Origin of the sequence: Andreprevotia sp. IGB-42 (genome assembly GCF_009848685.1) — a bacterium.
Classification (GTDB): domain Bacteria; phylum Pseudomonadota; class Gammaproteobacteria; order Burkholderiales; family Chitinibacteraceae; genus Andreprevotia.
Window position 1 is genome coordinate 141,676 of the sequence record NZ_WXTX01000009.1, and the last position, 26,388, is coordinate 168,063.

Consider the following 26,388-nt stretch of genomic DNA (forward strand, 5'->3'; position numbering starts at 1 on the left):
AACCATGTCTGTCCAGTTCATCGGTTTTATCTCGCACCAGGAATCCAGCGAAGCCATCGCCCCATCAGGCCCGGTCATCAACAAGGCATGGGTACGCTCGGTGGCGCAGGCGCATGAATACGCCGGTTTCGACCGCGCGCTGATCGCCTATGGCAGCAGCTCGCCGGATGCATTGCAGATTGCCGCGTATGCCGCGCACCACACCAGCAAGCTCAAGCTGCTGATCGCACACCGCCCGGGCTTTACCGCCCCCACGCTGGCTGCACGCAGCCTGGCCACGCTGGATCAGTTCAGCGATGGGCGCATTGCCGTGCACATCATCAGCGGCGGCAACGATGTCGAACAGCAGCGCGATGGTGATTTCCTCAACCACGACGAGCGCTACCAGCGTACCGACGAGTACCTCGATGTGGTGCGCAAAACTTGGACCAGCACCACGCCGTTCGATTACGACGGCAAGCATTACCAGGTGAAGGGCAATGTATCGGGCGTGCGCCCGGTGCAGCAGCCGCACCTGCCGGTGTTCTTCGGCGGCTCTTCCGATATCGCCATCGATGTGGCCGGCAAGCATGCCGACGTGTACGCACTGTGGGGCGAGCCGCTGGCAGCAGTGAAGGAAACCATTGCCAAGGTGCGCGCCGCTGCAGAGCGCCATGGCCGCAAGGACGCGATCCAGTTCAGCCTGTCGCTGCGCCCCATCCTGGCGGAAACCGAAGAAGCGGCATGGCAGCGTGCACAGCGCATCCTGGAAACCGCGCGCGAGGTGGTAGGCAAGAGCGCGCGCTACCAGGAGCGCGGCAACCCGACCAACACCGGTTCGCTGCGCCTGCTGGAAGCGGCCAACCAGGGCGCGGTGGTGGACGAACGCCTGTGGACCGAAATTGCCAAGCTGACCGGCGCTGCCGGCAATTCCACCTCGCTGGTGGGTACGGCCGAGCAAGTAGCCGATGCGCTGATCGAGTACTACAAGCTGGGCGTGACCACTTTCCTGATCCGTGGTTTCGATCCGCTGCAAGACGCACTGCAATACGGCCGCGAGCTGATCCCGCTGGTGCGCGCCAAGGTGGCCGCGCTGGAAACCGCCGGCAACGGCAATGCAGTTGCACACGCCCCTGAACTGGCTGCGGCTTGAGGAGAACGACATGACAGTTGAATTCATCGGCCTTGTTTCCACCCAGGATGCGAGCGAAAGCCTGCTGCCGTATGGCAAGCCAATCGATCGCCAGTACGTTGCCGCCAGCGCCACCGCGCACGAGAACGCAGGCTTTGACCGTGTGCTGATCGGCTATTTCAGCCAGGCACCGGACGGCTTCCAGGTTGCCTCACAAGTGGCCTTCCAGACCGAAACGCTCAGCCCGCTGCTGGCGCACCGGCCGGGCTTCGTTGCCCCCACGGTGGCGGCACGCGCATTTGCATCGCTGGATCAACTGAGCGACGGTCGTCTGTCGATCAACGTGATCAGCGGCGGCGATGATGTCGAGCAGGCGCGCGATGGCGATTTCCTCAGCCACGACGAGCGCTACGAGCGCACCGACGAATACCTGGATGTGCTGAAGAAAACCTGGGATTCCACCGCGCCGTTCGATCACGACGGCAAGTACTACCAAGTGCGCGGCCTGCATTCGCCGGTGAAGCCGGTGAACGGGCGTATCCCGATTTATTTCTCGGGCTCGTCCGAAGCGGCGATCCGCGTTGCCGCCAAGCATGCCGATGTCTACATGCTGTGGGGCGAACCGGTGGAGAACGTGCGCGAAGTGGTGCGCAAGGTGCGCGCTGCTGCCGCCGAATTCGGCCGCGACAAGCATATCCGCTTCAGCCTGTCGCTGCGCCCGGTGCTGGCGCACAGCGAAGAAGCCGCGTGGGCGAAGGCCGACCGCATCCTCGCCAGCGCGCGTGACAACCTGGAGAAATCGCCGTTCTTCCGCGCCCGCCCTGCGGTTCCGCAGAACGTCGGCTCGCAACGGCTATTGCAGATTGCCGGCAGCGGACGCGTGGCCGACGAGCGCCTGTGGACCGAAATTGCCGCGCTGACCGGTGCACGCGGCAACTCCACGGGCCTGGTGGGCACGCCGCAGCAAGTGGCCGAATCGCTGCTGGCCTATTACGACGTGGGCGTTTCCACCTTCCTGATCCGCGGCTTCGAGCCACTGGCCGATACCGTGCAGTACGGCCGGCACCTGATTCCGCTGGTGCGCAGGCTGATTGCCGAGCGCAGCGATCAGCGCATCGCGGCGTAAGGGGTAGCCATGTCCATCGTGATTGCAAGCCAGCTGGATGACCGGCTGAACAACCTGATCCGCGCGCAGGTGCCGGATGCACGCGTGGTCGGCGTGGCGCCGGGCGTGCCCGATACGCTGCCGGACGATGCCGAGGTGTTGTTCGTACGGCCGTTCCGCCCGTTCGGCGTGGACCTCAACGGCCCACCCCCGAAAGGGTGGCCATTCGGCGTGCGCTGGGTGCAGCTGGCATCCGCCGGCATCGACTTCTACCCGCCGTGGCTGTTCGATGGCCCGGTGGTGACGTCGGCGCGCGGCACCGCGGCAGAACCGATTGCCGAGTTTGCCCTCGCGGCCATCCTGGCGGCAGCCAAGCATTTTCCACACACGTGGATCAGTCAGGCCAGCGACTGGAAATGGCAGCCGGTGACCTTGCTGGCCGGCAGCACGCTGGGCATTTTCGGCTTTGGCGCCATCGGCCAGGCGCTGGCCCGCAAGGCGCTGGCGCTGGGCATCAAGGTGATCACCGTGCGCCGCAGCGATGCCGACCCCGGTATCGAGGGGGTCGAGCGCGTGGCGGATATCGGCGAGCTGTTTGCGCTGTCCGATCACGTGGTGCTGGCGGCGCCGGCAACGGCGGCAACGCGCCATATCGTCAACCAGCAGGTACTGGCACGCGCCAAGCCCGGCCTGCACCTGGTGAACGTGGCGCGCGGCAGCCTGATCGATGATGCGGCACTGCTGACCGCGCTGGCGCAAGGGCAGATCGCGCTGGCATCGCTGGATGTGACCGAGCCGGAGCCATTGCCACCCGGCCACCCGTATTACAGCCACCCGCAGGTACGGCTGTCGCCGCATACCTCGGCCATTTCGCCACGCATTTTCGATGACCTGGCCAGCCGGCTGGTGCAGAACCTGGCCGCGTGGCGCAGCGGCGCGGCGCTGACCGATGTGGTGGACCCGGCGCGCGGCTATTGAAGAACAACGGCGTGCTGCAGCGGTGGCGGCGAGAGGCCGCCGCCGTTCGACACCCCCGAACCCGATTGCAAGGACAGACTGATGACGACCTCTACGCTTGAAGCCCCCGTACGCGTTCCCACCGCGCCGCCGCGTGCCAGCCGCCCGGCACCGTCCGTATATGGCTTGTCGCGTGGCGACAGCCCGTTCCGCTGGAAGAGCGTACCGGTGCAAGCCACGCCGGAAGCCGAGCGCTTGCACCGCAAGCAGCGGCTGGCCGCTTCGTTCCGCCTGTTTGCATTGTATGGCTACGACATGGGCGGCGCCGGGCATATCACCGCGCGTGATCCCATCCTGACCGATCACTTCTGGGTGAACCCGGTGGGCGTGTACTTCGGGCATATCCGCGTTTCCGACCTGCTGCTGGTGAATCACCATGGCGATATCGTCGAGGGTGCGGGCATGCTCAACCGTGCGGCATTTGCCATCCACTCGCAGCTGCACATCGCCCGCCCGGACGTGGTTGCGGCCGCGCACGCACACGCGCTGCATGGCAAGGCGTTCTCCGCGCTGGGCAAGCACCTGGCGCCGATCACGCAGGATTCATGCGCGTTCTACCAGAACCATGCGCTGTTTGCCGATTTCAGCGGCGTGGTGCTCGATACCAGCGAGGGCGAGCGCATTGCTGCGGCATTGGGCAACCAGAAAGCCGCCATCCTGCAGAACCATGGCTTCCTCACCGTGGGCGAATCGGTGGAGGCTGCCGTGTGGCGCTTCATCGCCATGGACGACGCCGCCAAGGCACAGTTGCTGGCCGAGGCTGCCGGCTCGATCCGGCCGCTGTCGCACGAGGTGGCTTCGCATACCGCCGGCCAGGTGGGTACCGAGGTGGGCAGCTGGTTCAGCTTTCTGCCGCTGTGGGATCGCGTGCTGCGCGATCAGCCGGATTTCCTGGAGTAATGGCCATGAGTGCAAGCATCGCGCTGACCCCGCAGGCCTGGGCTGGCGGCCCGGCACCACGCGCAGCGGATTCCGGCAGCCGCGCCTATGCCACCTCGCTGGTGCTGCACGTGATTGCCGGCGCACTGGTGGTGGCCTGGACGTTCCGGCATATCGAAGCGCCACCGGCAGAAGATGCTCCGGTAGAAATGGTGATCGTGCCGCCGGAGCCGGAAAAACCGCAGGAAATCGTGCCGCCCAAGGCGGTACAGCAACTGCAACCGGTGACACGCGCAGAAGTGCCGCGCCCGGCCACTGCGCCGGCACCGGCCCGCGCCGATACCAGCCCGCCGTTGCAGAACGCCGAACCGGTTGCAGATGCGCCGCCACCGCTTGCCGCTGCACCGGTGGCGACCGCGCCGGCAGCTCCCGCCGCGCAGCCTGCGGTGGCACCGGCCAAGGCATCGGCCGTCAACGATGGTATCCCCACCGATTACGTGAACAAGGTGTTTGCCCGCATCAACCGCATTGCCGCTGGCCGCTATCCCAAGAGCGCGATGCTCAAGGGGCAGGAAGGGCGGGTGGCTTACCGGCTGGTGCTCAACCCGCAAGGTGAGCTGCTGAGTTACGACATCGATACCAGCGGTATCGAAGCGCTCGACAAGGCGGCCGAGGAAGCACTCAAGGCGGCATCGCCGTTTCCCAAGCTGCCCGATCTGGGCGGCAGCAGCTACAAGCTGAGCGGCGCCATTGTTTACAAGCTGACCAGTTGAAGCCGCCTTCCGATGAAGGCGTGCCGTACCGAACGTATTTCAATCTCGATTTGCCAGGAGTTACACCATGAGCACCGAAATCCCCCTCGCAGGCGCGGCCATTGCCGCACATCTGTCCCCGCTGGCGTTGTTCCTGCAGGCGGACAGCGTCGTCAAATCCATCATGATTTTGCTCGCACTGGCATCGGTTGCCAGCTGGGGCGTGATCCTGGATAAATTGATCCGCTTCTCGAAACTGCAGAAGCGTGCGCGCTTCTGGCTGGCCGGCGTGGCGAGCGATGCATCGCTGCAGCAGCTGGAGCGCGATTTGCCCGGCCATGCGGATGATCCGTTTGCCCGCATCCACGGCGCACTGGCCACCGAATGGCGCGAAACGCACAAGCGCGGGCTGCTCAAGAGCGACAACGACAAGGAAAGCCTCAAGGAGCGGCTGAATCGCGTAGGGCAGATTGCGCTGGGCGTGGAAATCGAGCGCCTGCAAAAGGGTTTGCAGATCCTGGCCACCATCGGCTCGGTCTCGCCCTTTGTCGGCCTGTTCGGCACCGTGTGGGGCATCATCAACGCGTTCCAGGGCATTGCCGCCACCAACAACACCAGCCTGGCCGTAGTGGCACCGGGCATTGCGGAGGCATTGTTCGCCACCGCGCTGGGCCTGATCGCGGCCATCCCTGCCGTGGTGGCCTACAACCGCGCTGCCGGCGACCTTGGCAACTACGCCAACCGGCTGGGCACGCTGATCGGTTTGACCGAAGTGGAGTTCTCGCGCCGCCTGTCTGCCGGTGAAGCACCGGCTGCGGTCAGCCGCGCCACGGTGGAACACCACACCAGCGCGGATACGCCGCGCCGCGCTACCGAGACCAGCAGCCACGCCTCCGCAGGTGGTGGCCGGCTGATCGCGGAAGGGGCATGACATGGGCGTGAAGCTGGGTAATGCCAACAACGCGCTGATACCGGTTGCGGTCAGCGAAATCAACGTCACTCCGCTGGTGGACGTGATGCTGGTGCTGCTGATCGTGTTCATGGTGGCGGCACCGCTGATGGCCAGCGGCATCAATGTCGATCTGCCCAAGGCCAATGCCAAGCCGCTGACCGATACCAAGCCGCCGATCACGGTCAGTGTGGATGCACAGGGCAAACGCTATATCGACAAGAACGCCGTGGGTGATCAGAGCCTGGTGGCTGCGTTGCGCGCGGCAACCGGCGGTGATGTCACGCGGCGCATTCATGTGAAGGGTGACCGCGCCATTGCCTACGGCACCGTGGTGGAAACCATGGGCGAAATCAGCGATGCCGGCTTTGCCAAGGTGGCGCTGGTTTCCGAGCCAAGCAAGCACTGAGCGGCGGAGCACATCATGAGTATGGAGATGACACGGCGCCATGCGCTGGGCTTGCTGGGCGTGGCCGGTATCGGCGCGGCCGGCTTGCTGGCACCGCTGGCGCGCGCTGCCGCCGGCAGCGATGCGCAGCTGGCCAAACTGGATTTGCGCATTGCCAACTACAAGGGCGACAACTCGTACTTCCTCAAGGAAGCGGCGTTGCCCGCGCCGCCATATCGCACCTCGTATGCGGAGTTTGCCGGCGGCAACCTGATCGTGGAGGCGATTTCTGCCGGCGCCATCGATGTGGGCGGCATGAGCGAGATTCCGCCGGTATTCGCAGCGGATAACGGCACGCCACTGCGGGTGATTGCGGTATTGCGCGGTGATGTGAATAACCAGGTGACGCTGGTTCCGGGTGGCTCGACGATACGCGATGCAGCGGATCTGAAGGGCAAGCGGGTGGGCTATGTGCGCTCGACCACCTCGCATTACTTCCTGCTGCGCCTGCTGCGGGAAAAGGGCCTGTCGTTTGCCGATATCACCCCGGTGGCGCTGTCGCCGCAGGATGGGCTGGCGGCATTCCAGAGCGGGCAACTCGACGCATGGGTGATCTACGGCCTGGTGGTGCAGTTTGCACTGGCCGGCGGCGCGCGGGTACTGAAAACCGCGCAGGGTTATCTGTCCGGCAATTACCTGGTGGCCGCGCACAAGGATGCACTGAACGACCCGCTGCGCCGCGCTGCCATCGGTATCCACCTCAAGCGCGAGCAGCAGGTGTACCAGTGGATTACCGCCAATCCGGAGAAATGGGCGGCACGCAGCGCGCAGATCACCGGTGTACCCAAGGCAATTTTCCTGGACGAGTTCCGCCAGCGCAGCACCGCGCCGCGCCTGGTGAAAGTGGACGACGCGGCCATCCGCTCGCAACAGGGTGTGGCCGATCTGTTTGCCGATGCCGGCGTGATCCCCAAGCGGGTGAACGTGGCACCGCTGTGGGACAAGCGCCTGAACGATGTACTGGGTTGATGTAGCGGGGTGATGGCCGGGGCAGGCCGACGAGAGATCGCGCCAGCAGCCATTTGAACCCCGTGGTAGCCCACGGGCCGGGCGCCGGAAAGGCGCCTGAAAAAACAATCAGGGAGATTTGTCATGACACGTATCGTTCGCCCCCACGGGCGTGCGCAGGGCAAGCCTGCGCCGCAGCACCCGCTTGAACCGCAATCCCGTTTTGTTCCCTCAGCAGCCCGTCTTGCCGTCGTGGCTGCCTTGCTGGCGCCGCTGGCCCACGCGCAGGATGGCGATGGCAGCGTGCCGGAAGTGACGGTGACTGCGCAGCACAAGGTAGAAAACCTGCAGAAAACGCCGATCGCGCTGTCGGTGTTCGGCGAGCAACAGCTGGAAGACCAGAAAATCGAATCGGTACGCGATCTGGCCGGCCGGGTGCCCAACCTGAACATGCCGCGCTCATCGATCTCCTACAGCACGCAAACGTATTCGCTGCGCGGTATCGGGGAATCGGACCCGATCCAGGAAGCCGCAGTCGCCGTCTACGCGGATGACCTGTATATCCCGCGGGCGATTTCATCCATGCTCGATTTCAACGATGTCGAGCAGGTGGAAGTGCTGCGTGGCCCGCAGGGTACGCTGTACGGGCGCAACTCCAGCGCCGGTGCCATCCGCGTGATCACCCGCGATCCGGATGAAAATACCCGTGGTTTCGTGCAGGTGAGCGGCGGCAACTTCGATGCGCTCAATGTGCGTGCGCTGATCAGCGGGCCGATCAAGGACGACGTGCTGTTCGGCAGTCTATCCCTGATCCATCTGTCGCGGGATGGCACCAGCTGGAACCCCACACGTGATCAGTACGTGAACAATATCGATGTAACCGCCGTGCGCGGCAAGCTGCGCGCCAAGCCGGCCGCTGGCTGGGACGTGCAGCTGACCGTGAATGGCCTGGCGGACCGCAGCGATACCACCAGCTATACCCCGCAGCAGCAACCACCCGGGCAGTACGACCCGTGGGTAACGTATTCATCGCTCGATCCGAAAAACCACCTGAACCAGGGGTCCGGCGTGTTGCGTGCGCTGTATGCCATCGATGACCATCTGCAGTTCAAATCGGTGACCGCGTATTCGGCATTCGATCAGCCGGTGGATTACGACAACTCGGGCCAGGCGGCGCAGATCCAGCAAAACCTCATCAAGTACAAGCAGCACTACTTCACGCAGGAATTCCAGCTCAACGGCAGTTACGACCGCTATGACTTCACCGCCGGCCTTTACTACTACCACGAGAACTTCGAAGCCAACCGCAACAACAATACCTATGTGGCGGCCAGCAAGAAGACCTCGCGGCTGGGCGAGTACAGCACCACGGTGACCGACAGCATTGCGCTGTACGGGCAGGGCGATTACCGCATCACCGATGCGCTGCGTACCACCGCCGGCATCCGCTTTACGCGGGAGCAAAAGGATTTCGACTACACGCATTACCTGTTGAACCCGGCGCAGCAGATCATCGGCCGCGATTTCGCCGCGCAGGACAGCGAAGCATGGTCCAGCATCACGCCGAAACTGGGCGTGGATTACCAGTGGAACCCCACCACCAACCAGTACGCGTACGTGGCGCGCGGCTTCAAGGCCGGCGGCTACGATAACCGTGCGCCCACCTATCTGGCGGCCACCACGCCGTTCTCGCCCGAAACGGTCACCACGTATGAAACCGGGCTGAAGAGCGAATTGTTCGATCGCAAATTGCGCCTGAACACTGCCTTGTTCTACAACAGCTATGACGATCTGCAAGCCACCGCGCTTGACCCGGCAACCGGCGCCAACCAGCGCTTCAATGCCGCCAAGGCGCATACCTGGGGGGTGGAAGTGGAAAGCGCGGCCACCGTGGCGCGTGGCCTGTCGCTGCAGTTCAACCTGGCGTACCTGAAAGCGGTGTACGACGACTTTGCCAATGCGGGCGGGCCGGGCACCAATGCCGCCGGTAAGGACCTGACCTTCTCGCCACACTGGAGTGCCAGCGCTGCGGTCAGCTATGTGGTGCCGGTGGAACTGCCGGGTGTGCTGCGCTTCAACGCGGATATCCAGTACCAGACCAGCTCTTACGCCAACGCGATGAACACGCAGCCCTACCTGATCCCGGCCCAGAAATTCATCAACGGCAATATCAGTTACCTGTCGGCAGATTCGCGCTGGCTCACGCGGCTGTCGGTCAGCAACCTGCTCAACGATGCGTATGCGCAGTCCAGCGCCTATGTGCCATCCAGCACCGCGTACTACAGCAACTACAACGCGCCGCGTACCTGGTTGCTCAGCGAGCAGTACAACTTCTGAGCGCCTGTGATGTCTTTTGTGGCGACCATCCACTGGCCGCGCGATCAAGCCCCCGGCCAGGCCGGGGGCCGGTGCGACAGCGGTGCTCGCCGCTGTGAGGGTGCCGCGCTATCGGTCTTGGTTGGCGGGAAACAGGCTCGGGCATTCAGGCCGTCGGCAAGCAGTCATGACCGGTCCGGCGGTCAGACCCGTATCAACGTTTGAGGATCCACCATGAGCAAACTGATCATCCAGCCTGAACAACGTCTGCGGCATTTCGTCCACCAGGTGGGCGCGCTGCTGGATACACAACCGGCCGAGGCGCAATTGTTGCCGGCGGTAGCCCGCGCGCTGGCCGCGCTGGTGGCGCACGACGACTGGCTGCCTGATGAATACGCAGTGCCCGATCCGCAGCGTTACCGGCAATACCTGCTGCACGCCGATACGTGCGAGCGTTTCTCCGTGGTCAGCTTCGTGTGGGGGCCGGGCCAGTTCACGCCCGTGCACAACCACACGGTGTGGGGCGCGGTGGGGGTGCTGCGCGGTGCCGAAACGGCGCAGGCATTCGGGCGCGGCGGCGATGGGCAATTGCGGGCCAGTGGCCAGCCCAAGCGGCTGGAGGCGGGCGAGGTCGATCTGGTATCGCCCAGCATCGGTGACGTGCACCAGGTGAGCAATGCGCTGGCGGGCGGGGTATCGGTGAGCATCCATGTGTATGGCGGCAATATTGGCGCCATTGCCCGCAGCACGTTCGAGCCCGGCGGTGCGGCCAAGCCATTCATTTCCGGTTATTCCAATACGCACCTGCCCAATATCTGGGCAGGCCCACTGACTTTGCAACAGGATGTATCCGCATGAATACCCGAGTTGAAAACGCCGTGATCGGCGACTTTGCCATCACCACCGGTGCCGCAGTGCGCGCGGCATTGCTGGCCGGGCAGGAAATTGCCCTGCTTGATGTGCGCGAGGAAGCACCGTATGCCGAATCGCACCCGCTGTTTGCCGCCAACCTGGCGCTGGGTCGCATCGAAACCGATGTGTACGAGCGTATTCCGCGCCTGACCACGCAATTGGTGATCTACGGCAACGATGATGCGCATGCATTGCAGGCGGCACAGCGGCTGCATGCACTGGGCTACACGCAGGTCAGCCTGCTGGCCGATGGCCTGGCCGGCTGGGAGCACGGTGGCGGCGAGCTGTTCCGTGATGTGAATGTACCGAGCAAATCATTCGGTGAGCTGGTGGAGGCCGAGCGGCATACGCCGTCGCTGAGCGCGCCGGAGGTACACGCACTGCTGCAGGGCGATGCGCCGCCGGTGGTGGTGGATGCGCGCCGCTTCGATGAATACCACACCATGAATATCCCCGGTTCGCAAAGCCTGCCCGGTGGCGAGCTGGTACTGCGCATCCGCGATCTGGCGCCCGATCCGGCCACGCCGGTGATTGTCAATTGCGCCGGGCGCACGCGCAGCATCATCGGCACGCAATCCCTCGTGAACGCCGGCGTGCCCAACCCGGTCTGGGCGCTGCGTAACGGCACCATAGGCTGGACGCTGGCCGGCCAGACGCTGGAGCGCGGCCAGACGCGCCGTGCGGGGGTGTACTCGGCCGAAGCGCGGGCGTGGGCAGCCACCCAAGCCCGGCAACTGGCCGACCGTGCCGGCGTGGCGCGCATTGCCGCGCGGCAGCTGGCCGAGTGGCGGGCAGACTTGCACCGCACCACCTATGTGTTCGACGTGCGCGATCCGGCCGAATACCAGCTTGGCCACCTGCCCGGCGTGATCAACGCACCGGGCGGGCAACTGGTGCAGGAAACCGATTTCGTGGCGCCGGTGCGCGGTGCGCGCATCGTGCTGCTGGACGATGACGGTACCCGCGCCAATATGGCGGCATCGTGGCTGGCCCAGATGGGCTGGGATGTGAGCGTGCTCGATGAGTTCGATACCAGCCGGTGGACCGAAACCGGTGCCTACCGCCCGCGGCGCCCGGCGTTGCCGGCGGTTGCGGTGATTTCCGCCCGGCAGCTGCAACCGTTGCTGCAGAACGGCCAGGCGGTGGTGATTGATCTGGCACCCAGCCCGCAATACCGCAAAGGGCATGTCCCCGGCGCGTGGTTTGCACTGCGCACGCAACTGGTGGAGATTGCCGCCGACTTGCCGCAGGCCGCGCACTACGTGCTGGCCTCCGGCGATGGTGCGCTGGCCAGCTACGCGGCCGCGGAATTAGCGGAAATCAATGGCCGGCCGGTGCAGGTGCTTGATGGCGGCACCCAGGCATGGCTGGCCGCCGGCTTGCCGCTGGAGCGCGAGCCGGTGCGCTTTGCCAGCCCGCCGGATGATGTTTACCGCCGCCCGTATGAGGGCACCGATAACCCGCACAGCGCGATGCAGGCTTACCTGGATTGGGAATTCGGCCTGGTGGCCCAACTGGGGCGGGATGGCACGCATGGCTTCAAGGTATTGGCCGCGCAGTAGCCGTATCCAGCAAAGCCATGTGATCGGCCTGCCTGATCAGCCCGGCAGCCTGCCCGTTTCCATGGCAGGGCTGTCGTGCCCTGTTGCCCTGCCGCGAGTCCAGCCTCGCGGTTTTTTTTGCCTGGCGGAAACCCCGTCCGCTTCATGCGTTTCTTGCATGAAAAGCATGTTGATTATTGATTTGCCCTCGCAGTACGCCCACCCGTATGCTCGCTTTCAAATATCCAATAACGATTTTGTTTTGTTTTTATATTTGTTTTAATTATAAAAAGGGTGGGTCATGGCAGCTGAGCAATTTCCGGGGGCATTATCGAAACGCAGCCGTTTCTGGGCTGGACTGGCGCTGTTTTCATCGTTGCCGCTGGCATGGGCAGAGACGGCACCCAGCGGCCAGGTGCAGGACGTGGTGGTGACCACCGGCACGCGCGGCGAGCAGCGCACGGTGGCCGATAGCCCGGTGCCGATCGACGTGGTGACCAGCGAGCAGATCCAGGCCACCGGCAAGACCGGCCTGAAGGAAATCCTCAACCAGTTGCTGCCGTCGTTCAACCTGCCCGGCATCAATGGCGGCGGTACCTCGTGGACGGTACGCGCCACCACCTTGCGTGGCCTGAGCGGTGATCAGGTGCTGTACCTCGTCAACGGCAAGCGCCGGCACAATACCGCGCTGATCAACAATCTGGCGCGGGTGGGCAATGGCGGCGTGCCGGTGGATCTGGACCTGATCCCCGTCGCGGCTATCGACCATATCGAGGTGCTGCGCGATGGCGCTGCCGCGCTGTACGGCAGCGATGCGATTGCCGGCGTGATCAACATCGTGCTGAAAAAGACCGATTCCGGCGGTGAATCCACCACCACCATCGGCCAGAACTACGAGGGGGACGGTGCATCCGGCCACCAGACGCTCGATTGGGGCATCCGTCTGGGTGAGGAGGGCTTTGCGCATTTCTCGCTGGATGCCAAGGCCAACGAAGCGGCGCCGCGTGGCGATCCTTCATCACTGGCGCATGTGTACAACCCGCTGCCCAACGGCCAGCCGGACCCGCGCGACAAGACCGTCAATCGCCGGACCTGGGGGCTGAGCTACGGCCAGGGGCGCGATGCGGTGGTCAGTGGCGCCTATAACGCCGAACTGCCGGTGAACGACATCGTGCTGTATTCGTTCTCCACGCTGGCGTATCGCAACTCGCGCAAGAACACCGGCAGCTTTTTGCCCAACAACCTCAACGCGCTGCCCGAACTCTACCCGGATGGCTTCAATGCCTACCGGCGCATCTATGAAACCGATTTCCAGGTGGCGGGTGGTGCACGCGGCACGGTCAGCAACTGGAAGTGGGACCTGAGCTCCACCTACGGGCAGGATCACGCCAAGCTCGATGGCGAGAACACGCTGAACGCCACGCTCGGGCCAGCCAGCCCCACATCGTTCAACCTGGCCACGCAAATCTATGACCAGTGGACCAACAACCTCGATTTCACGCGCGGCTTCGATGCCGGCCTCGCCAAGCCGCTGGATGTCTCGATCGGCTTCGAGCAGCGCTGGGAGCAGTACCGCATCCTGCCGGGCGATCCATCGTCGTACGCAATCGGCAACTATGTGATCCCCGGCGGTTTCTTCAAGGGCCTGCACCCGCAGCCGGGGCTGGCGTCGTACAACGGTACGTCACCGGCAGATTCTGGCGAGATCACCCGCAACAACGTCGCGGCGTATCTGGATGTGGGCGCGGACATCACCAAACAGTGGTACCTGGGAGCGGCAGGGCGCTTCGAGCATTACTCGGACAGCGCGGGCAATACCGCCTCGGGCAAGCTGACCACGCGTTACGAATTCACGCCGGGCTTTGCGGTGCGCGGTACCGCCAGCAATGGCTTCCGCGCGCCGTCGCTGGCACAGACGCTGTATTCGTCGTCCACCTTCACCGGGCAGATTTCACCGACCGGCGTGTGGCAGACCTTCCCGATCAAGGTTTTGCGCGTGACCTCGCCGGAAGCAAAAGCGCTGGGTGCGGAGCCGCTCAAGCCGGAAAAATCGCTCAACTACAGCGTGGGCTTCACGCTGGAACCCACGCGCTCGGCACGCCTGACGGTGGATGCGTACCAGATCGACATCAGCGACCGCATCACCCAGACCAGCTTGCTCAATGGCCCGGTGGTTTCTGCCATTTTGGCGGCCAATGGCCTCACGCCGGGGCTGTCTGCGCAGTACTACACCAATGCGGTGGATACCCGCACCCGCGGCGTGGACGTGGTGGGCGAATACACCAGCAACCTTGACGACTACGGCGCAGTGAAATGGAGCGCCGGCTATTCGTGGAACAAGTCACGCATCACCCATATCAAGGATACGCCGCAGCAGCTGCGCAAGATCGGCTACGACCTGTTCAACCGCCAGCAACAGGGCGATCTCACCGTGGGCACGCCGCAGGACAAGCTGGTGCTGTCGGGCGACTGGCTGATCAAGCAGTGGAACGTGAACCTGCGGCTGACCCGCTACGGCGATTACGTGGAAACCGGTGTGTATGCGGCCAACGACCGCACCTATAGCGCCAAGTGGATCACCGATCTGGATGTGTCGTACGCGTTCACGCCCAACGTGAATCTCGCCATCGGCGCCAACAACCTGTTCGACGTGTACCCGGACAAGATCGGCGTGATCGATGCCAAGACCGGCAACGGCGGCTACGGCAGCTTCTCCCCGTTCGGCATCAACGGCGGTTTTTACTACACACGGCTGACCTACCGTTTCGACTAGCTTCTTCCCCAATCCGGCCGTTGCCCCGGCACGGCCCTGACTGCCCGCTACCTGATCACGCGGGCATACGGAGACTTCATGAACATGCATCGAATCCACGCCCTGCTGGCCATCGCTGCCAGCGTGCTGCTGCTTGCCGCCCACGCGGCAGAAACCGTTACGCTGCGTATCGGCGACCAGCGTGGCGGCGCACGCGCCACGCTGGAGGCATCCGGCCAGCTGAAAAACCTGCCTTACAAGATCGAATGGTCCGACTTCCCCAATGCCGCGCCGTTGCTGGAGGCATTGCGCGCCAACGCCATCGATGCCGGCGGGGTGGGCGATGCACCGTTGCTGTTTGCACAAGCAGCCGGGGCACCGGTGAAAGGCGTGGGTGCGATGCGCAACACATCGCGCGGGGTAGCTATCCTCGCCAACGCCAATTCCACCCTGCAGGGGCCGGCCAGCCTGAAGGGCCAGCGCATCGCCACCACGCGCGGCTCGATCGGCCATTACCTGGTGATCGCTGCGCTGCAGAAAGCCGGGCTCAAGCCCGGCGATGTCACGCTGATCTTCCTCAACCCGTCGGATGCGAAAGCCGCGCTGGCCTCGGGCGATGTGGATCTGTGGTCGGTGTGGGATCCGTACACGGCGCTGGCGCAGATCAACGACAAGGCCAGGGTGGTGGTGGATGGTGCCGGGCTGCTGTCGGGCCTGAGCTACCAGGTGGCGACCGATGAAGCAATCCGCACCAAGCGTGCCGCGTTGACAGATTACCTGCGCCGCTACCGCATCTCGCAGCAGTGGGCGCTGACGCATCTGGACGAGCACGCGCTGATCCAGTCGCGCATCACCGGCCTGACGCCAGCGGTACACAAGTTTGCCGCGCAGCGCGCCAGCGCGCAGGCGGTGCCGATTGACCAGAAAGTGATCGCCGCACAGCAGAAAACGGCCGATACCTGGTTCAACTCCGGTGTGATCACGGCCAGGCTCAATGCCGCGCAGGGGCTGGACCCCTCGTTCAGCAAGGAGCCATGACATGCGCGAAACGCTGCAGCTGGAAGCCGATGTGCTGGTGCTGGGCGGCGGTCTGGCCGGTACCTGGGCGGCAGTGGCGGCCGCGCGCAGCGGTGCGCGCGTGATCCTGGCGGACAAGGGTTACTGCGGCACCAGCGGCGTGACGGCCACGGCCGGGCCCGGCCACTGGTGGGTGCCGCCCGACCCGGCACTGCGCAGCGCCGCGATCGAGAAACGCCTGGCCACTGCGTTTGGCCTGGCCGACCCGGCATGGATGGCGCGCATCATCGAGCTGACGTGGCAAACGCTGCCCACGCTGGCTGGCTATTACGATTTTCCGCAAGATGATGCAGGCGTCACGCAATACCGTGGCTTGCGCGGCCCTGAATACATGCGGGCGATGCGCCGGCTGGCGCTGGACCAGGGCGTGCAGATCCTCGACCAGAGCCCGGCGCTGGAATTGCTGTTGCTGGCTGATGGCGCAGTGGCTGGCGCCCGCGGCCACCAGCGCCAGCTGGGCCAGGACTGGCAGGTGCGCAGCGGTGCGGTGGTAGTGGCAACGGGTGGCTGTGCATTCCTTTCGCACCTGCTGGGGGCGCATACCAATACCGGCGATGGCTACCTGATGGCGGCCGAAGCGGGCGCGGCGCTATCGGGCATGGAGTTCACCACTTACTACACGGTGGCGCCGGTGCACACCAGCATGACGCGATCGATGTCGTACGCGTTTGCCACCTATTACGATGCCGCAGGCCACGAGTTGCCGATTCCGCCCGGCCCCGGCTCCACCGATGCACTGGCGCGTGCGCTGCTGCAGGGCACGGTGTTCTGCAGCCTGCACAAGATGCCGGCGGACGTGCGCGCGCAACTGCCACGCATTTCCCCCAACGTGATGCTGCCGTTCGCGCGCCAGGGCATCGATCCGTACACGCAGCGTTTTGAAGTGACCTTGCGGGGTGAGGGCACGGTGCGCGGCATCGGCGGGCTGGACGTGGTGAGCGACGATTGCGCCACGCGCGTGCCGGGCCTGTATGCCGCTGGCGATGCGGCCACGCGCGAGCTGATTGCCGGCGCCACATCGGGTGGCGGCGCACAGAACTCGGCGTGGGCGTTGTCGTCCGGCCATTGGGCCGGGCAGGGCGCCGCGCGGCATGCACGCAGCGTGGGTATCCGCACGCAAGCGGCAGTGCAGGGCGCGGGCGAGGCAGGGCTGCGCCCCCGTACGCGTGCGGCACCACCACCACTGGCAGCGGTACGCCAGCTGGTGACAGCGGAAATGCTGCCGCTGGACAAGAACTACTTCCGTACGGGCGCCGGCTTGCGCCAATCGCTCACACTGCTGGATGACGCTTGGCAGGCCATCCGCGACAGCGCCGGCGTGGATGGTGCAGACCGGATGAAATGGCGTGAAACCGCCGCATTGGTGGCGAGCGGGCGCTGGAGTTATCGCGGCGCACTGGCCAGGGCGGAATCACGCGGCATGCATCATCGCCTCGATCACCGGCAAACCGATGCGGCATTGGCGCACCGGCTGGTGCAGCACGGTGTGGATCAGCCGCAGTGGCAAACGCCAGTCAGTACCCCGCAACCAGAGGAGCAGCCAGCATGATTGAATGGATCGTCAGTGACCGTTGTACCGGCTGCAACCAGTGCGTTGCGGTGTGCCCGACCAATGTGCTGGAAGCCGCTAGCGACGGCCCGCCACGCATTGCCCGCCAGGAAGATTGCCAGACCTGTTTCATGTGCGAGCTGTATTGCCAGGAAGATGCGATCTTCGTAGGGGCGGATTGTGAATCGGCGCAGCCGGTGGATCGGCAGGCGGTGCTGGCGCAAGGGCTGCTGGGGCAGTTCCGTCGTGATTCGGGCTGGGATGAATGGGCGAGCGACCCGCGCTATGCCAACGAGCACTGGCGGATGGATCGCGTGTTCCTGCTGGCGCGTGCACTGGCCAGTGCACAGCAAACTGGCTGAATGGCTTTGGTAAAAGCGGCGGGTGTATGATTTTGGCTGCGGTCGCTACAGGATAATTATTTTCTTGTTGACACAAAACAGTCATTTCCCGTAACGGGGTAAACGGTATATATTGTTTAATCATCACTTTGATTGGACTGAGCCAGAATGAAAAAAGCTGTTACACCGACCGCCACAGTAGCGACCGCCCCCGCCAGCACCGATACCAAGCCTGCCGCGCAAACCGCTGCAGTTGCTGCCAAGGCCGTCGGCAAAGCTGCTGCACCGGTGGCAGCGCAGAAGAAAACCGCACCGACAGCAGTTGCTGCCAAGCCAGCAGTGGCGAAGCCCGCTGCAGCCTCACCGGCAAAACCTGCTGCTGCAAAAACAGCCGCCGCAAAGCCGGTTGCAGCAAAACCTGCCACTGCACCTGCTGATGCAGCGCCAGCCGCCACCGCTGCAGTGAAGCCGGCAGCGACCGCGAAAACTGCGCCGGCTGCGAAACCCGTTGCCAAGGCTGCTGCAAAGCCCAGTACTCCGGCAGTTGCGCCGGCCAAGGCCAAAGCCGCTGCCAAGCCGGTAGCCAGCAAGGCCGCAACCGCCCGGCAAGCCGCGGCTGCAGCAGAGGCCGGCAAGAAAAAGAAGAAGGCCAAGGTGATCCGCGATAGCTTCACCATGCCTGAATCGGACTACGCCAAGATCGATGCGCTGAAGAAAACGGCGCTGGGCCTGGGTATCGGCATCAAGAAGAGCGAGCTGCTGCGCGCTGGCCTGCATGCGCTGGAAGCGTTGCCAGCTGCCAAGCTGAAAGCCGTGCTGGCCCAGGTTGAAAACATCAAGACCGGCCGCCCGACTGCAGCAGAAACCGTGGTGGAAGCGCCGAAGGCACCGGCGAAGAAGGCGTAAACAGGCGGGGGGGTGGCGGGCCGCTGCCCGTCATCCCGAAGCGCGCTGGCCGCTCATCTGAACCGGCTACCGGCCAACAGTAGAGGGTGATGATGGCGGGCTGATGCACCCGGCACCAGCGCGTATGCAGCAATGAAAAACGGGGCCCGCATCTGCGGGCCCCGTTGCCATTTGCCCCGGCGGGGCAGGCTCGGTCTGGCGGTCAGCAGCTCAGGTTGCTACCCGCAGTGACGGAGAGAACTTGCGTGAAGTTCAGGTACGAATTTACGCGGCTTTGCACCTGGGCCGGGTTGCGGCCATTGCATTCCAGCGAGCCATTGATGCTGCGGATGGTTTCGCCAAAGCCGTAGCCGTTGACGATGGCATTGTGCGGTGTCATGGTGCCCGGGCCGGTTTGCGTCATCCAGTACCAGATGGCGGTTTTCCATGCTACGGCCGAATCGCGTGCGACCAGATCCGGGTCTGCCAGCAGCGGCAGGCCGAGTGCTTCGCCGGCCAGACCGTAGTTGAAATTCCACGATAGCTGGATGGGGCCACGGCCGTAGTACTGCTTGCCCGGCGCGCATGCATAGCGGCTGCCCGGATCGCAATACAGCGGCCAGTTGGCCTGGTTCTGCTCGACGATGTACACCAGGTTGCCGGTCTCATGCGCAATGTTGGCAAGGAAGGCGGCAATTTCCTGGCGCTTGGTGGTGTCGCTGCCGCTGTTGGCAAATGCGGGGTAGGCAGACAGCGCGTTGACGAGCCCCTGGTAGCTGTAGAACGTATTGCGGCCCGGGAACATGCGGTTGAAATCGGCTTCGCTCACCACGAAGCCATTGCCGCCGCCAGGAATCGGCGTCGGGGTGGGGGAGGTGCCGCCACCGCCACCGGTGCAGGTAGTGGGCTGCCAGTACCAGGTGCTGACGGTGGGATCGGTGCCGTCACTGCCATTGCCGCCCACGTTCACCAGCTTGTAATAGCTGCCATTGCTGTAGCGCACTACCGTACCCAGCGTGTAGTTCACTCCGCTTGTCCATGTGGTGGCACTGCAGTTGCCGGTGGACGGGGCCGGCGTGGGGACAGGCGCGCCGGTCGGTACCGGGGTAGGCACCGGGCTGGAGGAGCCGCTGACGGGAGCCCACAGCGTTGGCGTGGCCGCCGGGTTCCAGTTGGTGCCTACATAGGCGGAATGCGTGACGAGGGCTTTGTAGTCCTTGCCGTTGTAGGTGACGACGGTGCCGGCGGTATAGGTATTGCCTTCCTGCCACAGTGGTGCGGCCTGTGCCAGCAGGCTGATGCCCAGTACGGCGGCAAGCAGGGTGTTTCTGGCCAGCTTGCCGTGGCGATGTCTTGCAATGGTTTCCAACATATCTCGCTCCTTTATTGTGTTTGGTACGCCAGCCTGGATGTCGCCAGCGCTGCGCCAATCCTTACACGGCGCTGTACCATATTCTTGGCCGCACCGGGCAAAGTCAATGTGGCAAAAGGGCTGCAGTCCGGGCTGGCCGGCAAGGAGCGGGGGGCAGGAATGAGGGTTTGCACAGCGCAATGCAGTACCTGCTTTGCGTAGCTGGGGATGATCGTTTGAAGTCAGGCACCCGGATCGGCGGATGAACGGCTGGTGTTTATAAAAACACCTTGTTAGACAAAGATTTACGTTGCGACTGACGGTTTAATCCGCAAGTTGGCAGTACCGCCATGTGCTGGAAGAATGCATTCGAGCAAATGCGCGGCTTGCAGCATGATCGACAGGATGCGTGGACGATTGCCGAGCATGCAATATGGTGGACCACTGCAGCGCATGGCCTTGCCGGGTCGCCTGCGCTTGCAGGCGGGCGCCTGGCAGCTAAAACTGGCTTTGCTTACGGAATGCCCAGCGCCCTGCCAGCACCGTAAAGCTGGCCACCAGCGCCACCAGTATCCAGAAACCGTGCGGGTGGTTGGCCATGGGAATGCCGCCCACGTTCATGCCGAAGAAGCCGGCCACGATATTGATCGGCAGTGCCAGCACCGTCACCATGGTCAGCGTGAACAGCGTGCGGTTGGTTTGCTCGTTGAGCTGCGCGGCCAGCTCTTCCTGCACCAGGCGGATACGCTCCACCAGTGCGGTCAGGTCATTGAGCACCAGCGAGAACGCCTCGGTGGATTCGCGCAGTGCTTTCACATCCTCTTCCTGCAGCCAGGCGGGAGGGCGGTTCAGCAGCCGGAACAACGAACCGGGCTCGGGCGCCAGCAGGCGCTGCAGGCGTACCAGCGTGCGGCGCATGGCGGCAAGCTCGGCGCGGTTGTCGTTCACACGCTGCGCCAGCAGCCGGTCTTCGATGCCGTCCACCTTGCCGCTGGTTTCACGCACGATATGCAGCAGCACATCGGCCTGGTCTTCCAGCAGGTGCACCAGCAGCGCCAGCGGCGAGTGGAAGCGCTCGCGCCGCTTCACCGCCTCGCGCAGCTGGTCTACCGAGCGCAGCGGCTTGGCGCGTGCGGTGATCAGCACGCGGTGGTTGGCGCACGCCCACATGGTGGCAATGTCCGACGACACCATGCCGAAGCTGAACGCCACATCGTTGATGACTGCCAGCAGCACGTTGTCGATGTGTTCGATGCGGGTGGAGCTGGAGCCTTCGCGCAGCGCCTGGAAAAATGCATCGGGCAGGCCCAGGTGGTTATGCATCCAGCGCTCGCACGCCACGTGCGCCAGGTTGAAATGCAGCCAGAGGAATTCGTCGTCGTCGTTGCTGGCATTGGCGCGGTCATTGCCCGCGGCTTCGGCATCGCTGTGCTTTTGCAGCCACTGCAATGCCTGGGCTGAATCGATCTCGGTACCGGCCTGGCCGCTGGCAAAGCGGAAACCGGCGATCAATCCGGCCTGGTCGGCGCCATAGGTGGCTTGGGCAATGGGTTGCGACATGGCGGCTCGCGTTGGGCGCCGCCGGGGCGGCATGGATTGGACAGGCCGATGAAGGCCGCAACGGCTGGCAGCATGATGGCTTGCGCGCCTGCCTGCGCCACGCAGCCGGCATCCTTGCCTGCGCCACGCAGCCGGCATCCTTGCCTGCGCCACGCAGCCGGCATCCTTGCCGGTGCCGTCGCCGGGTGGATTATCCGGCGCGTATATGACAGTCAGGTTGCAGTTGCTGGTGGGCGCCGCAGATCATTTGTACAAAGATGCAGTGACTGCACCAAAGCCAGCAAAGCGCTGCCCGTGCTGCTGGCTGCGCGACAGTGCGCCTGCATACTTGAGCGGAGCACGCGGCGGCAAGGCAATGTGCAAGTGGGTTGAAAGGGTGGCACGGCTTGTGCTGGAGTGAACGCATCCCATCGCCCCTGTGCAGGAGGCCGCATGTCCGGTACCAGCCTTGTTCTTGATACGCCCGAACTCGCCCGGCATTACGAAACAGTCAGTGTGGAGCGCCAGTTCCAGGCCGGTTTGCAGCTGCTGGATGTGCTGGCGCTGCAGCCCAACGAGCAGGTGCTCGACGTGGGTTGCGGTACGGGGCTGCTGGCCGAACAGGCGGCAAGCCGTGTGGGGGCGCATGGCCGGGTGATCGGCATCGACCCGTTGCCGCTGCGCATCGAGCTGGCGCAGCAAAAGCGCCGCCGCGCCGCCAACCTCACCTTTGCGGTGGGCAATGTGCTGGCGCTGGATGTATTCGAGCCTGCTTCCTTCGACGTGGTCTACCTCAACGCGGTACTGCACTGGGTGAACGACAAGCCGGCCGCGCTGGCGCAAATCCACCGTGTGCTCAAGCCGGGTGGCCGCATCGGCATTGCTACCGGCTCGCGCGAACATCCCAGCGCCTTGCAGCGCATCCGCCAGCAGGTGCTGGCACAAGCGCCGTACAGCGATTACCCGCAGGCACAGCAGGGCGCATCCGACCGGCTGGCTGCCGCAGAGCTGGGCAGCCTGCTGGCGCAGGGCGGCTACCGTGCGGTGCGCATCGATGTGCGCCCCAACCAGCAGGTACACGCCAGCGCGGATGCCGCCATCGATTTCTCGCAGGCCAGCTCATTTGGCAATTTTCTTGGGCATCTGCCCGAGGCATTGCGGGCCGGCGCGCGCGAGGAGATCCGCGTGGCGCTCGATGCCACCCACAACGGCAAGGGCATCCGCCAGGAAGGCGCCCGCATCTTTGCCATTGCCTTGCGTGCCTGACCGGCCGCGCAGCTATCCACCCAGGAGCATGGAAGTGACTCAGACAAGCACCCCGGCAACAACGGTGCGCACCGCAGTGCGCAATCTGGAAGCAGATGTACTGGTGATCGGCGGTGGCCCCGCAGGCTGCTGGGCCGCGTGGCGCGCTGCGCAGGCCGGCGCGCGCGTGGTACTGGCCGACAAGGGCTACGTGGGGACATCCGGCGCGACCGCGCCGTCGGGCACCGGCGTATGGTATGTGCCACCCGAGGCGGAAGCACGCGAGAACGCCTTGACCAGCCGCGAGGCGCTGGGCGGCCACCTGGCCGACCGTGGCTGGGCCACGCGCGTGCTCGATCAGACCTACGCCAACCTGGAACAGGTGGCGCAGTGGGGCTATCCGTTCCCGGTGGATGATGCCGGGCGGCAGCGGCGCACGTCGCTGCAGGGGCCGGAATACATGAAGCTGATGCGCAAGGTGATCAAGCAGGCGGGGGTGAAGATCCTCGACCAGAGCCCGGCGTTGCAGTTGCTGGTGGATGACGAAGGCGCGGTGGTGGGCGCGGAGGGCGCCAGTCGCCAGGGTGATGAGGCCTGGCGGGTGCGCAGTGGTGCGGTGGTGATTGCCACCGGTGGCTGCGCGTTCCTGTCCAATGCGCTGGGCTGCAATGTGCTGACCGGCGATGGCTACCTGATGGCGGCGGAAACTGGCGCCGAGTTCTCGGGCATGGAGTTCTCCAACGCGTATGGTCTATCCCCGGCGTTTTCACCGGTGACCAAATCGGCATTCTACCGCTGGGCCACCTTCCGCTATGCCGATGGCAGTTTGATCGACGGCGCGGGCGCCAAGCATGGTCGCAGCATCATTGCGCGCCATCTGCAGGAAGGTACGCAGGTCTATGCCAAGCTGGATCTGGCGACTGATGAAGACCGCCGCCATGCACGTGCAGCGCAACCCAATTTCTTCCTGTCGTTCGATCGCGTGGGCATCAACCCGTTTACCCAGCAGTTTCCGGTGACCTTGCGGCTGGAAGGCACGGTGCGCGGTACCGGTGGGCTGCGGCTGGTGAACAATGGTTGCGCCACCACGGTGCGCGGCCTGTACGCGGCGGGCGATGCGGCCACGCGCGAACTGATTTGCGGTGGCTTTACCGGTGGTGGCAGCCACAATGCGGCGTGGGCCACCTCATCGGGCTACTGGGCCGGTGAAGCGGCTGCTGCGTTTGCACTGGCAGAAGGTGCGCACGCCGCCAGCCGCCCCGCACAAGGGGCTGGCACCGCCACGCTGGCCGGTGGCGGCCGTGCCATCGACCGCCGCGGCGTGATCGAAGCCGTGCAGCAGGAGGTGATCCCCTATCACCGCAACCTGTTCCGCACCGGCGAGAAGCTCACCGATTCGCTCACGCGGCTGGATGATTACTGGCAGGCGCTGCAGCAGGCCGGCCCGGCCGATACGCTGGCCGACCAGGCGCGCGATCGCGAAGCGGCCGCGCTGGTGGCGACCGCGCGCTGGATGTACCGCAGCGCGCTGGCACGCACCGAATCACGCGGCATGCACAAGCGGCAGGATAGCGTGGGGCAAGACCCTGCACAGCAGCACTTCATCCATAGCGGCGGGCTCGATACCGTGTGGACGCAGGCGCATCGCGCCGCGTGGCATACCGCGCCGCAAGCCGAAGCGGTGGCCGCATGATCGAGCTGGTGAGCAGCGAGCGCTGCATCAATTGCGACCTGTGCGTGCAGGTGTGCCCTACCAATGTGTTCGATGCGGTACCGGGCGACAATCCGGTGATTGCCCGCCAGGACGATTGCCAGACCTGCTTCATGTGCGAAGCGTATTGCCCGGTGGATGCGCTGTACGTGGCACCGTTTGCCGAGCAGCAGATCATCGTGGCGCAGGCACAGCTGGAAGCGGCCGAACTGCTGGGCAGCTATCGCCGCTCGATCGGCTGGGGCATTGGCGCCAAGCCGGCACCCGATCAGAGCTTCCGGCTGCTGCGCGGCGGATAAGGCGCCGGGTTTTACGTACCGGGCGGTGGTGTAGCTTGCGCTGTCGTGCCTTGTGACAGGTAACGCAGGAACCCCGCCGCCGGCATGGCCCTGGCAAACAGCCAGCCTTGCCCGTACTGCGCGCCGCGCTCTTGCAGGTATTGCGCCTGCGCTGCGTGCTCGATGCCTTCTGCCACCACCTGCAGTTGCAGCGTATGCGCCATGGCAACGATGTGTGACGCCACGCTGCTGGAGGCCGCGTCCTGCCCGATGGTATCGACGAAGGATTTATCGATTTTCAGCACGTCCACCCTGAAATTTTGCAGGTAGGACAGGCTGGAATAACCGGTGCCGAAATCGTCGATATACACCGGGTGGCCGGCAGCGCGGAATGCGGCAATGGTGTTGCTGGCGGCCTCCGCATCCAGGAAGCCGCGCTCGGTGGCCTCGATGCGGATCTGCGCCGGCCTGATGCCGGTGCCGGCCAGCCCACGGGTAATCACCTGCAGAAAACGCGTGGTCCTGAGGTCTGCCGCGCAGACATTGATCGACACATACAGTGCAGGCTGGCTGACCAGATGGGAACCCAGTTCGGCCAGCACGGTTTCGAGCACCTGATCGGTGATGGCCGTGATCTGCCCGGTGCTTTCTGCCAGCGGAATGAACAGATCCGGGCTGATCAGTTGCTGATCTTGCTGCCAGCGCACCAGCGCTTCCGCGCCCACGCAGCGGCCACTGGCCAGCTCGACGATGGGCTGGTAATGCACGGTGAATTCATGCTGTTGCAACGCCTGCTGCAACTGCCCGGCCAGCGACAGTCGCTGCGAGAGCAGTCTCAGCACCAGCCACGCCAGCAGCGTGCCACTCACCAGCCCTGCCGCCAGCCCGCCAAGCAGCAACGGGCGCCACGCCACCAGCATCTGCCCGCGCGGCATGCTGGCCACCACCGCCAGCGGGCCGATGCCGGTGATGCGGCTGGCAAACACATGATCCCGGTCCGGCAGGTGATTGCCATTATGGAATGCATCCAGCATCTGCTGCGTATCCGCGCCGGGGCTGGCCGCAAAGACATGGCTGGTTTCGGTATTGAACACGGCCACGTGGCGCATGCCGGGGTCAGCCAGATCCACGTACGACGCAGGGTCCAGCGAGACATAGTTGCCCTGGAAGCCCAGCAGCATCACCTTGTGCCGCGAGCCGAACGGATTGGGTACATCGCTCCACGCATCGAAGCCGTTGTGCCCACGCCAGTCCGGTTCGGGAAAACGCTGCTTGCGCAGGCCTTCCGGCCCCAGCAGCGCGGAGCACAAGCGTACTTGGCCGTCCTGCGCACCGGCGTCGCGCACATCCGGGTAGGTAAAGGTGATGCGGCGCATCTGCGTCATGTAGCCGGGCGAGCAGCGCTCATAGGGGATACGCGCCATCTCGAACAAGGCGGTGGTGGCCTGCACGGTAATGCGCTGCGCCAGCTGCGCAGCGGTATCGGCATAGGCCTGCAGTTGCCGGTGTTCGCGCCGGTTGGCCTCGCGCTGTGCCAACTGCACGCCCAGCAGCATGGGCAGCAGCAATGCCATGGCGGCCAGCAGCGTGAAGAGTGCGATGGTGATGCGGCGTTTCATCACATCAGGCTGGCCTGCCGGTGCGCGCCAGCACAGGTTCCTGCGTTGCTTGCATGGTGCAAT

22 protein-coding genes are annotated in these 26,388 nt (G+C 64.5%); 19 read left to right on the plus strand and 3 right to left on the minus strand.

The features are described from left to right. The first annotated feature begins 4 nt into the window (after positions 1-4). The 16 genes from IGB42_RS14775 to IGB42_RS14850 all read left to right on the plus strand — a co-directional run bounded on the left by IGB42_RS14775 (position 5) and on the right by IGB42_RS14850 (position 18,603). Positions 5-1,132 (plus strand): LLM class flavin-dependent oxidoreductase, encoded by a 1,128-nt coding sequence (locus tag IGB42_RS14775; RefSeq protein WP_159672951.1) that lies wholly within the window; start codon positions 5-7, stop codon positions 1,130-1,132. A gap of 10 nt (positions 1,133-1,142) precedes the next feature. Next, complete coding sequence (locus IGB42_RS14780; protein WP_159672953.1) at positions 1,143-2,237, plus strand: LLM class flavin-dependent oxidoreductase; 1,095 nt, start codon at positions 1,143-1,145, stop codon at positions 2,235-2,237. Between the two features lie 9 nt (positions 2,238-2,246). Then, a complete protein-coding gene (locus tag IGB42_RS14785) occupies positions 2,247-3,194 on the plus strand; it encodes a D-isomer specific 2-hydroxyacid dehydrogenase family protein (RefSeq protein WP_159672955.1) in 948 nt (315 codons plus the stop codon). Between the two features lie 81 nt (positions 3,195-3,275). Then, positions 3,276-4,133: a class II aldolase/adducin family protein gene (locus IGB42_RS14790; RefSeq protein ID WP_159672957.1), complete on the plus strand. Its 858-nt coding sequence runs from the start codon at positions 3,276-3,278 to the stop codon at positions 4,131-4,133. Positions 4,134-4,138: 5 nt separating this feature from the next. After that, positions 4,139-4,885 carry a TonB family protein gene (locus IGB42_RS14795; RefSeq protein ID WP_159672961.1) on the plus strand — a complete coding sequence of 249 codons (747 nt, stop codon included), beginning with the start codon at positions 4,139-4,141 and terminating at the stop codon, positions 4,883-4,885. Positions 4,886-4,952: 67 nt separating this feature from the next. Then, positions 4,953-5,795: a MotA/TolQ/ExbB proton channel family protein gene (locus IGB42_RS14800; RefSeq protein WP_159672964.1), complete on the plus strand. Its 843-nt coding sequence runs from the start codon at positions 4,953-4,955 to the stop codon at positions 5,793-5,795. Position 5,796: 1 nt separating this feature from the next. Continuing rightward, entirely contained in the window at positions 5,797-6,222 is a 426-nt protein-coding gene (locus IGB42_RS14805) for a biopolymer transporter ExbD (protein WP_159672966.1), read from the plus strand. Between the two features lie 15 nt (positions 6,223-6,237). Beyond that, entirely contained in the window at positions 6,238-7,230 is a 993-nt protein-coding gene (locus tag IGB42_RS14810) for an ABC transporter substrate-binding protein (RefSeq protein ID WP_201799950.1), read from the plus strand. A 123-nt stretch (positions 7,231-7,353) separates the two neighbouring features. Further along, positions 7,354-9,546: a TonB-dependent receptor gene (locus tag IGB42_RS14815; RefSeq protein WP_159672968.1), complete on the plus strand. Its 2,193-nt coding sequence runs from the start codon at positions 7,354-7,356 to the stop codon at positions 9,544-9,546. 213 nt (positions 9,547-9,759) lie between these two features. Continuing rightward, entirely contained in the window at positions 9,760-10,383 is a 624-nt protein-coding gene (locus tag IGB42_RS14820) for a cysteine dioxygenase (protein WP_159672971.1), read from the plus strand. Next, entirely contained in the window at positions 10,380-11,999 is a 1,620-nt protein-coding gene (locus IGB42_RS14825) for a rhodanese-like domain-containing protein (protein WP_174764220.1), read from the plus strand. Before IGB42_RS14820 ends, IGB42_RS14825 begins: the two co-directional genes overlap by 4 nt. A gap of 280 nt (positions 12,000-12,279) precedes the next feature. After that, positions 12,280-14,751, plus strand: a complete 2,472-nt coding sequence (locus IGB42_RS14830; RefSeq protein ID WP_159672974.1) for a TonB-dependent siderophore receptor — start codon at positions 12,280-12,282, stop codon at positions 14,749-14,751. Positions 14,752-14,829: 78 nt separating this feature from the next. Further along, entirely contained in the window at positions 14,830-15,768 is a 939-nt protein-coding gene (locus tag IGB42_RS14835; RefSeq protein WP_201799951.1) for an ABC transporter substrate-binding protein, read from the plus strand. 1 nt (position 15,769) lies between these two features. Further along, entirely contained in the window at positions 15,770-17,356 is a 1,587-nt protein-coding gene (locus IGB42_RS14840) for an FAD-binding protein (protein ID WP_159672976.1), read from the plus strand. Further along, positions 17,353-17,718 carry a ferredoxin family protein gene (locus IGB42_RS14845; protein ID WP_159672978.1) on the plus strand — a complete coding sequence of 122 codons (366 nt, stop codon included), beginning with the start codon at positions 17,353-17,355 and terminating at the stop codon, positions 17,716-17,718. The genes IGB42_RS14840 and IGB42_RS14845 overlap by 4 nt, the downstream gene beginning before the upstream one ends. Before the next feature lie 147 nt (positions 17,719-17,865). Continuing rightward, a complete protein-coding gene (locus tag IGB42_RS14850) occupies positions 17,866-18,603 on the plus strand; it encodes a hypothetical protein (RefSeq protein ID WP_201799952.1) in 738 nt (245 codons plus the stop codon). Positions 18,604-18,805: 202 nt separating this feature from the next. On the opposite strand, the gene IGB42_RS14855 is transcribed toward IGB42_RS14850, so the two are convergent. Then, the gene (locus IGB42_RS14855; protein WP_159672981.1) at positions 18,806-19,954 is read right to left on the minus strand and encodes a glycoside hydrolase family 19 protein; all 1,149 of its coding nucleotides are present in this window, start codon (positions 19,952-19,954) and stop codon (positions 18,806-18,808) included. A 477-nt stretch (positions 19,955-20,431) separates the two neighbouring features. After that, positions 20,432-21,493, minus strand: a complete 1,062-nt coding sequence (locus IGB42_RS14860; RefSeq protein WP_159672984.1) for a transporter — start codon at positions 21,491-21,493, stop codon at positions 20,432-20,434. 432 nt (positions 21,494-21,925) lie between these two features. On the opposite strand from IGB42_RS14860, the gene IGB42_RS14865 reads away from it, so the two are divergent. From IGB42_RS14865 to IGB42_RS14875, 3 genes are read left to right on the plus strand one after another with little or no spacing between them, the layout of a single operon-like run. Further along, positions 21,926-22,738, plus strand: coding sequence for a class I SAM-dependent methyltransferase (locus IGB42_RS14865; protein ID WP_159672987.1), 813 nt, complete (start codon positions 21,926-21,928; stop codon positions 22,736-22,738). A gap of 34 nt (positions 22,739-22,772) precedes the next feature. Further along, positions 22,773-24,410: an FAD-dependent oxidoreductase gene (locus IGB42_RS14870; RefSeq protein ID WP_201799953.1), complete on the plus strand. Its 1,638-nt coding sequence runs from the start codon at positions 22,773-22,775 to the stop codon at positions 24,408-24,410. Then, the gene (locus IGB42_RS14875; RefSeq protein ID WP_159672992.1) at positions 24,407-24,727 is read left to right on the plus strand and encodes a ferredoxin family protein; all 321 of its coding nucleotides are present in this window, start codon (positions 24,407-24,409) and stop codon (positions 24,725-24,727) included. The genes IGB42_RS14870 and IGB42_RS14875 overlap by 4 nt, the downstream gene beginning before the upstream one ends. A gap of 11 nt (positions 24,728-24,738) precedes the next feature. Here IGB42_RS14875 and IGB42_RS14880 read toward each other — a convergent pair whose 3' ends face one another. Next, a complete protein-coding gene (locus IGB42_RS14880) occupies positions 24,739-26,325 on the minus strand; it encodes an EAL domain-containing protein (RefSeq protein WP_159672995.1) in 1,587 nt (528 codons plus the stop codon). Positions 26,326-26,388 lie beyond the last annotated feature (63 nt).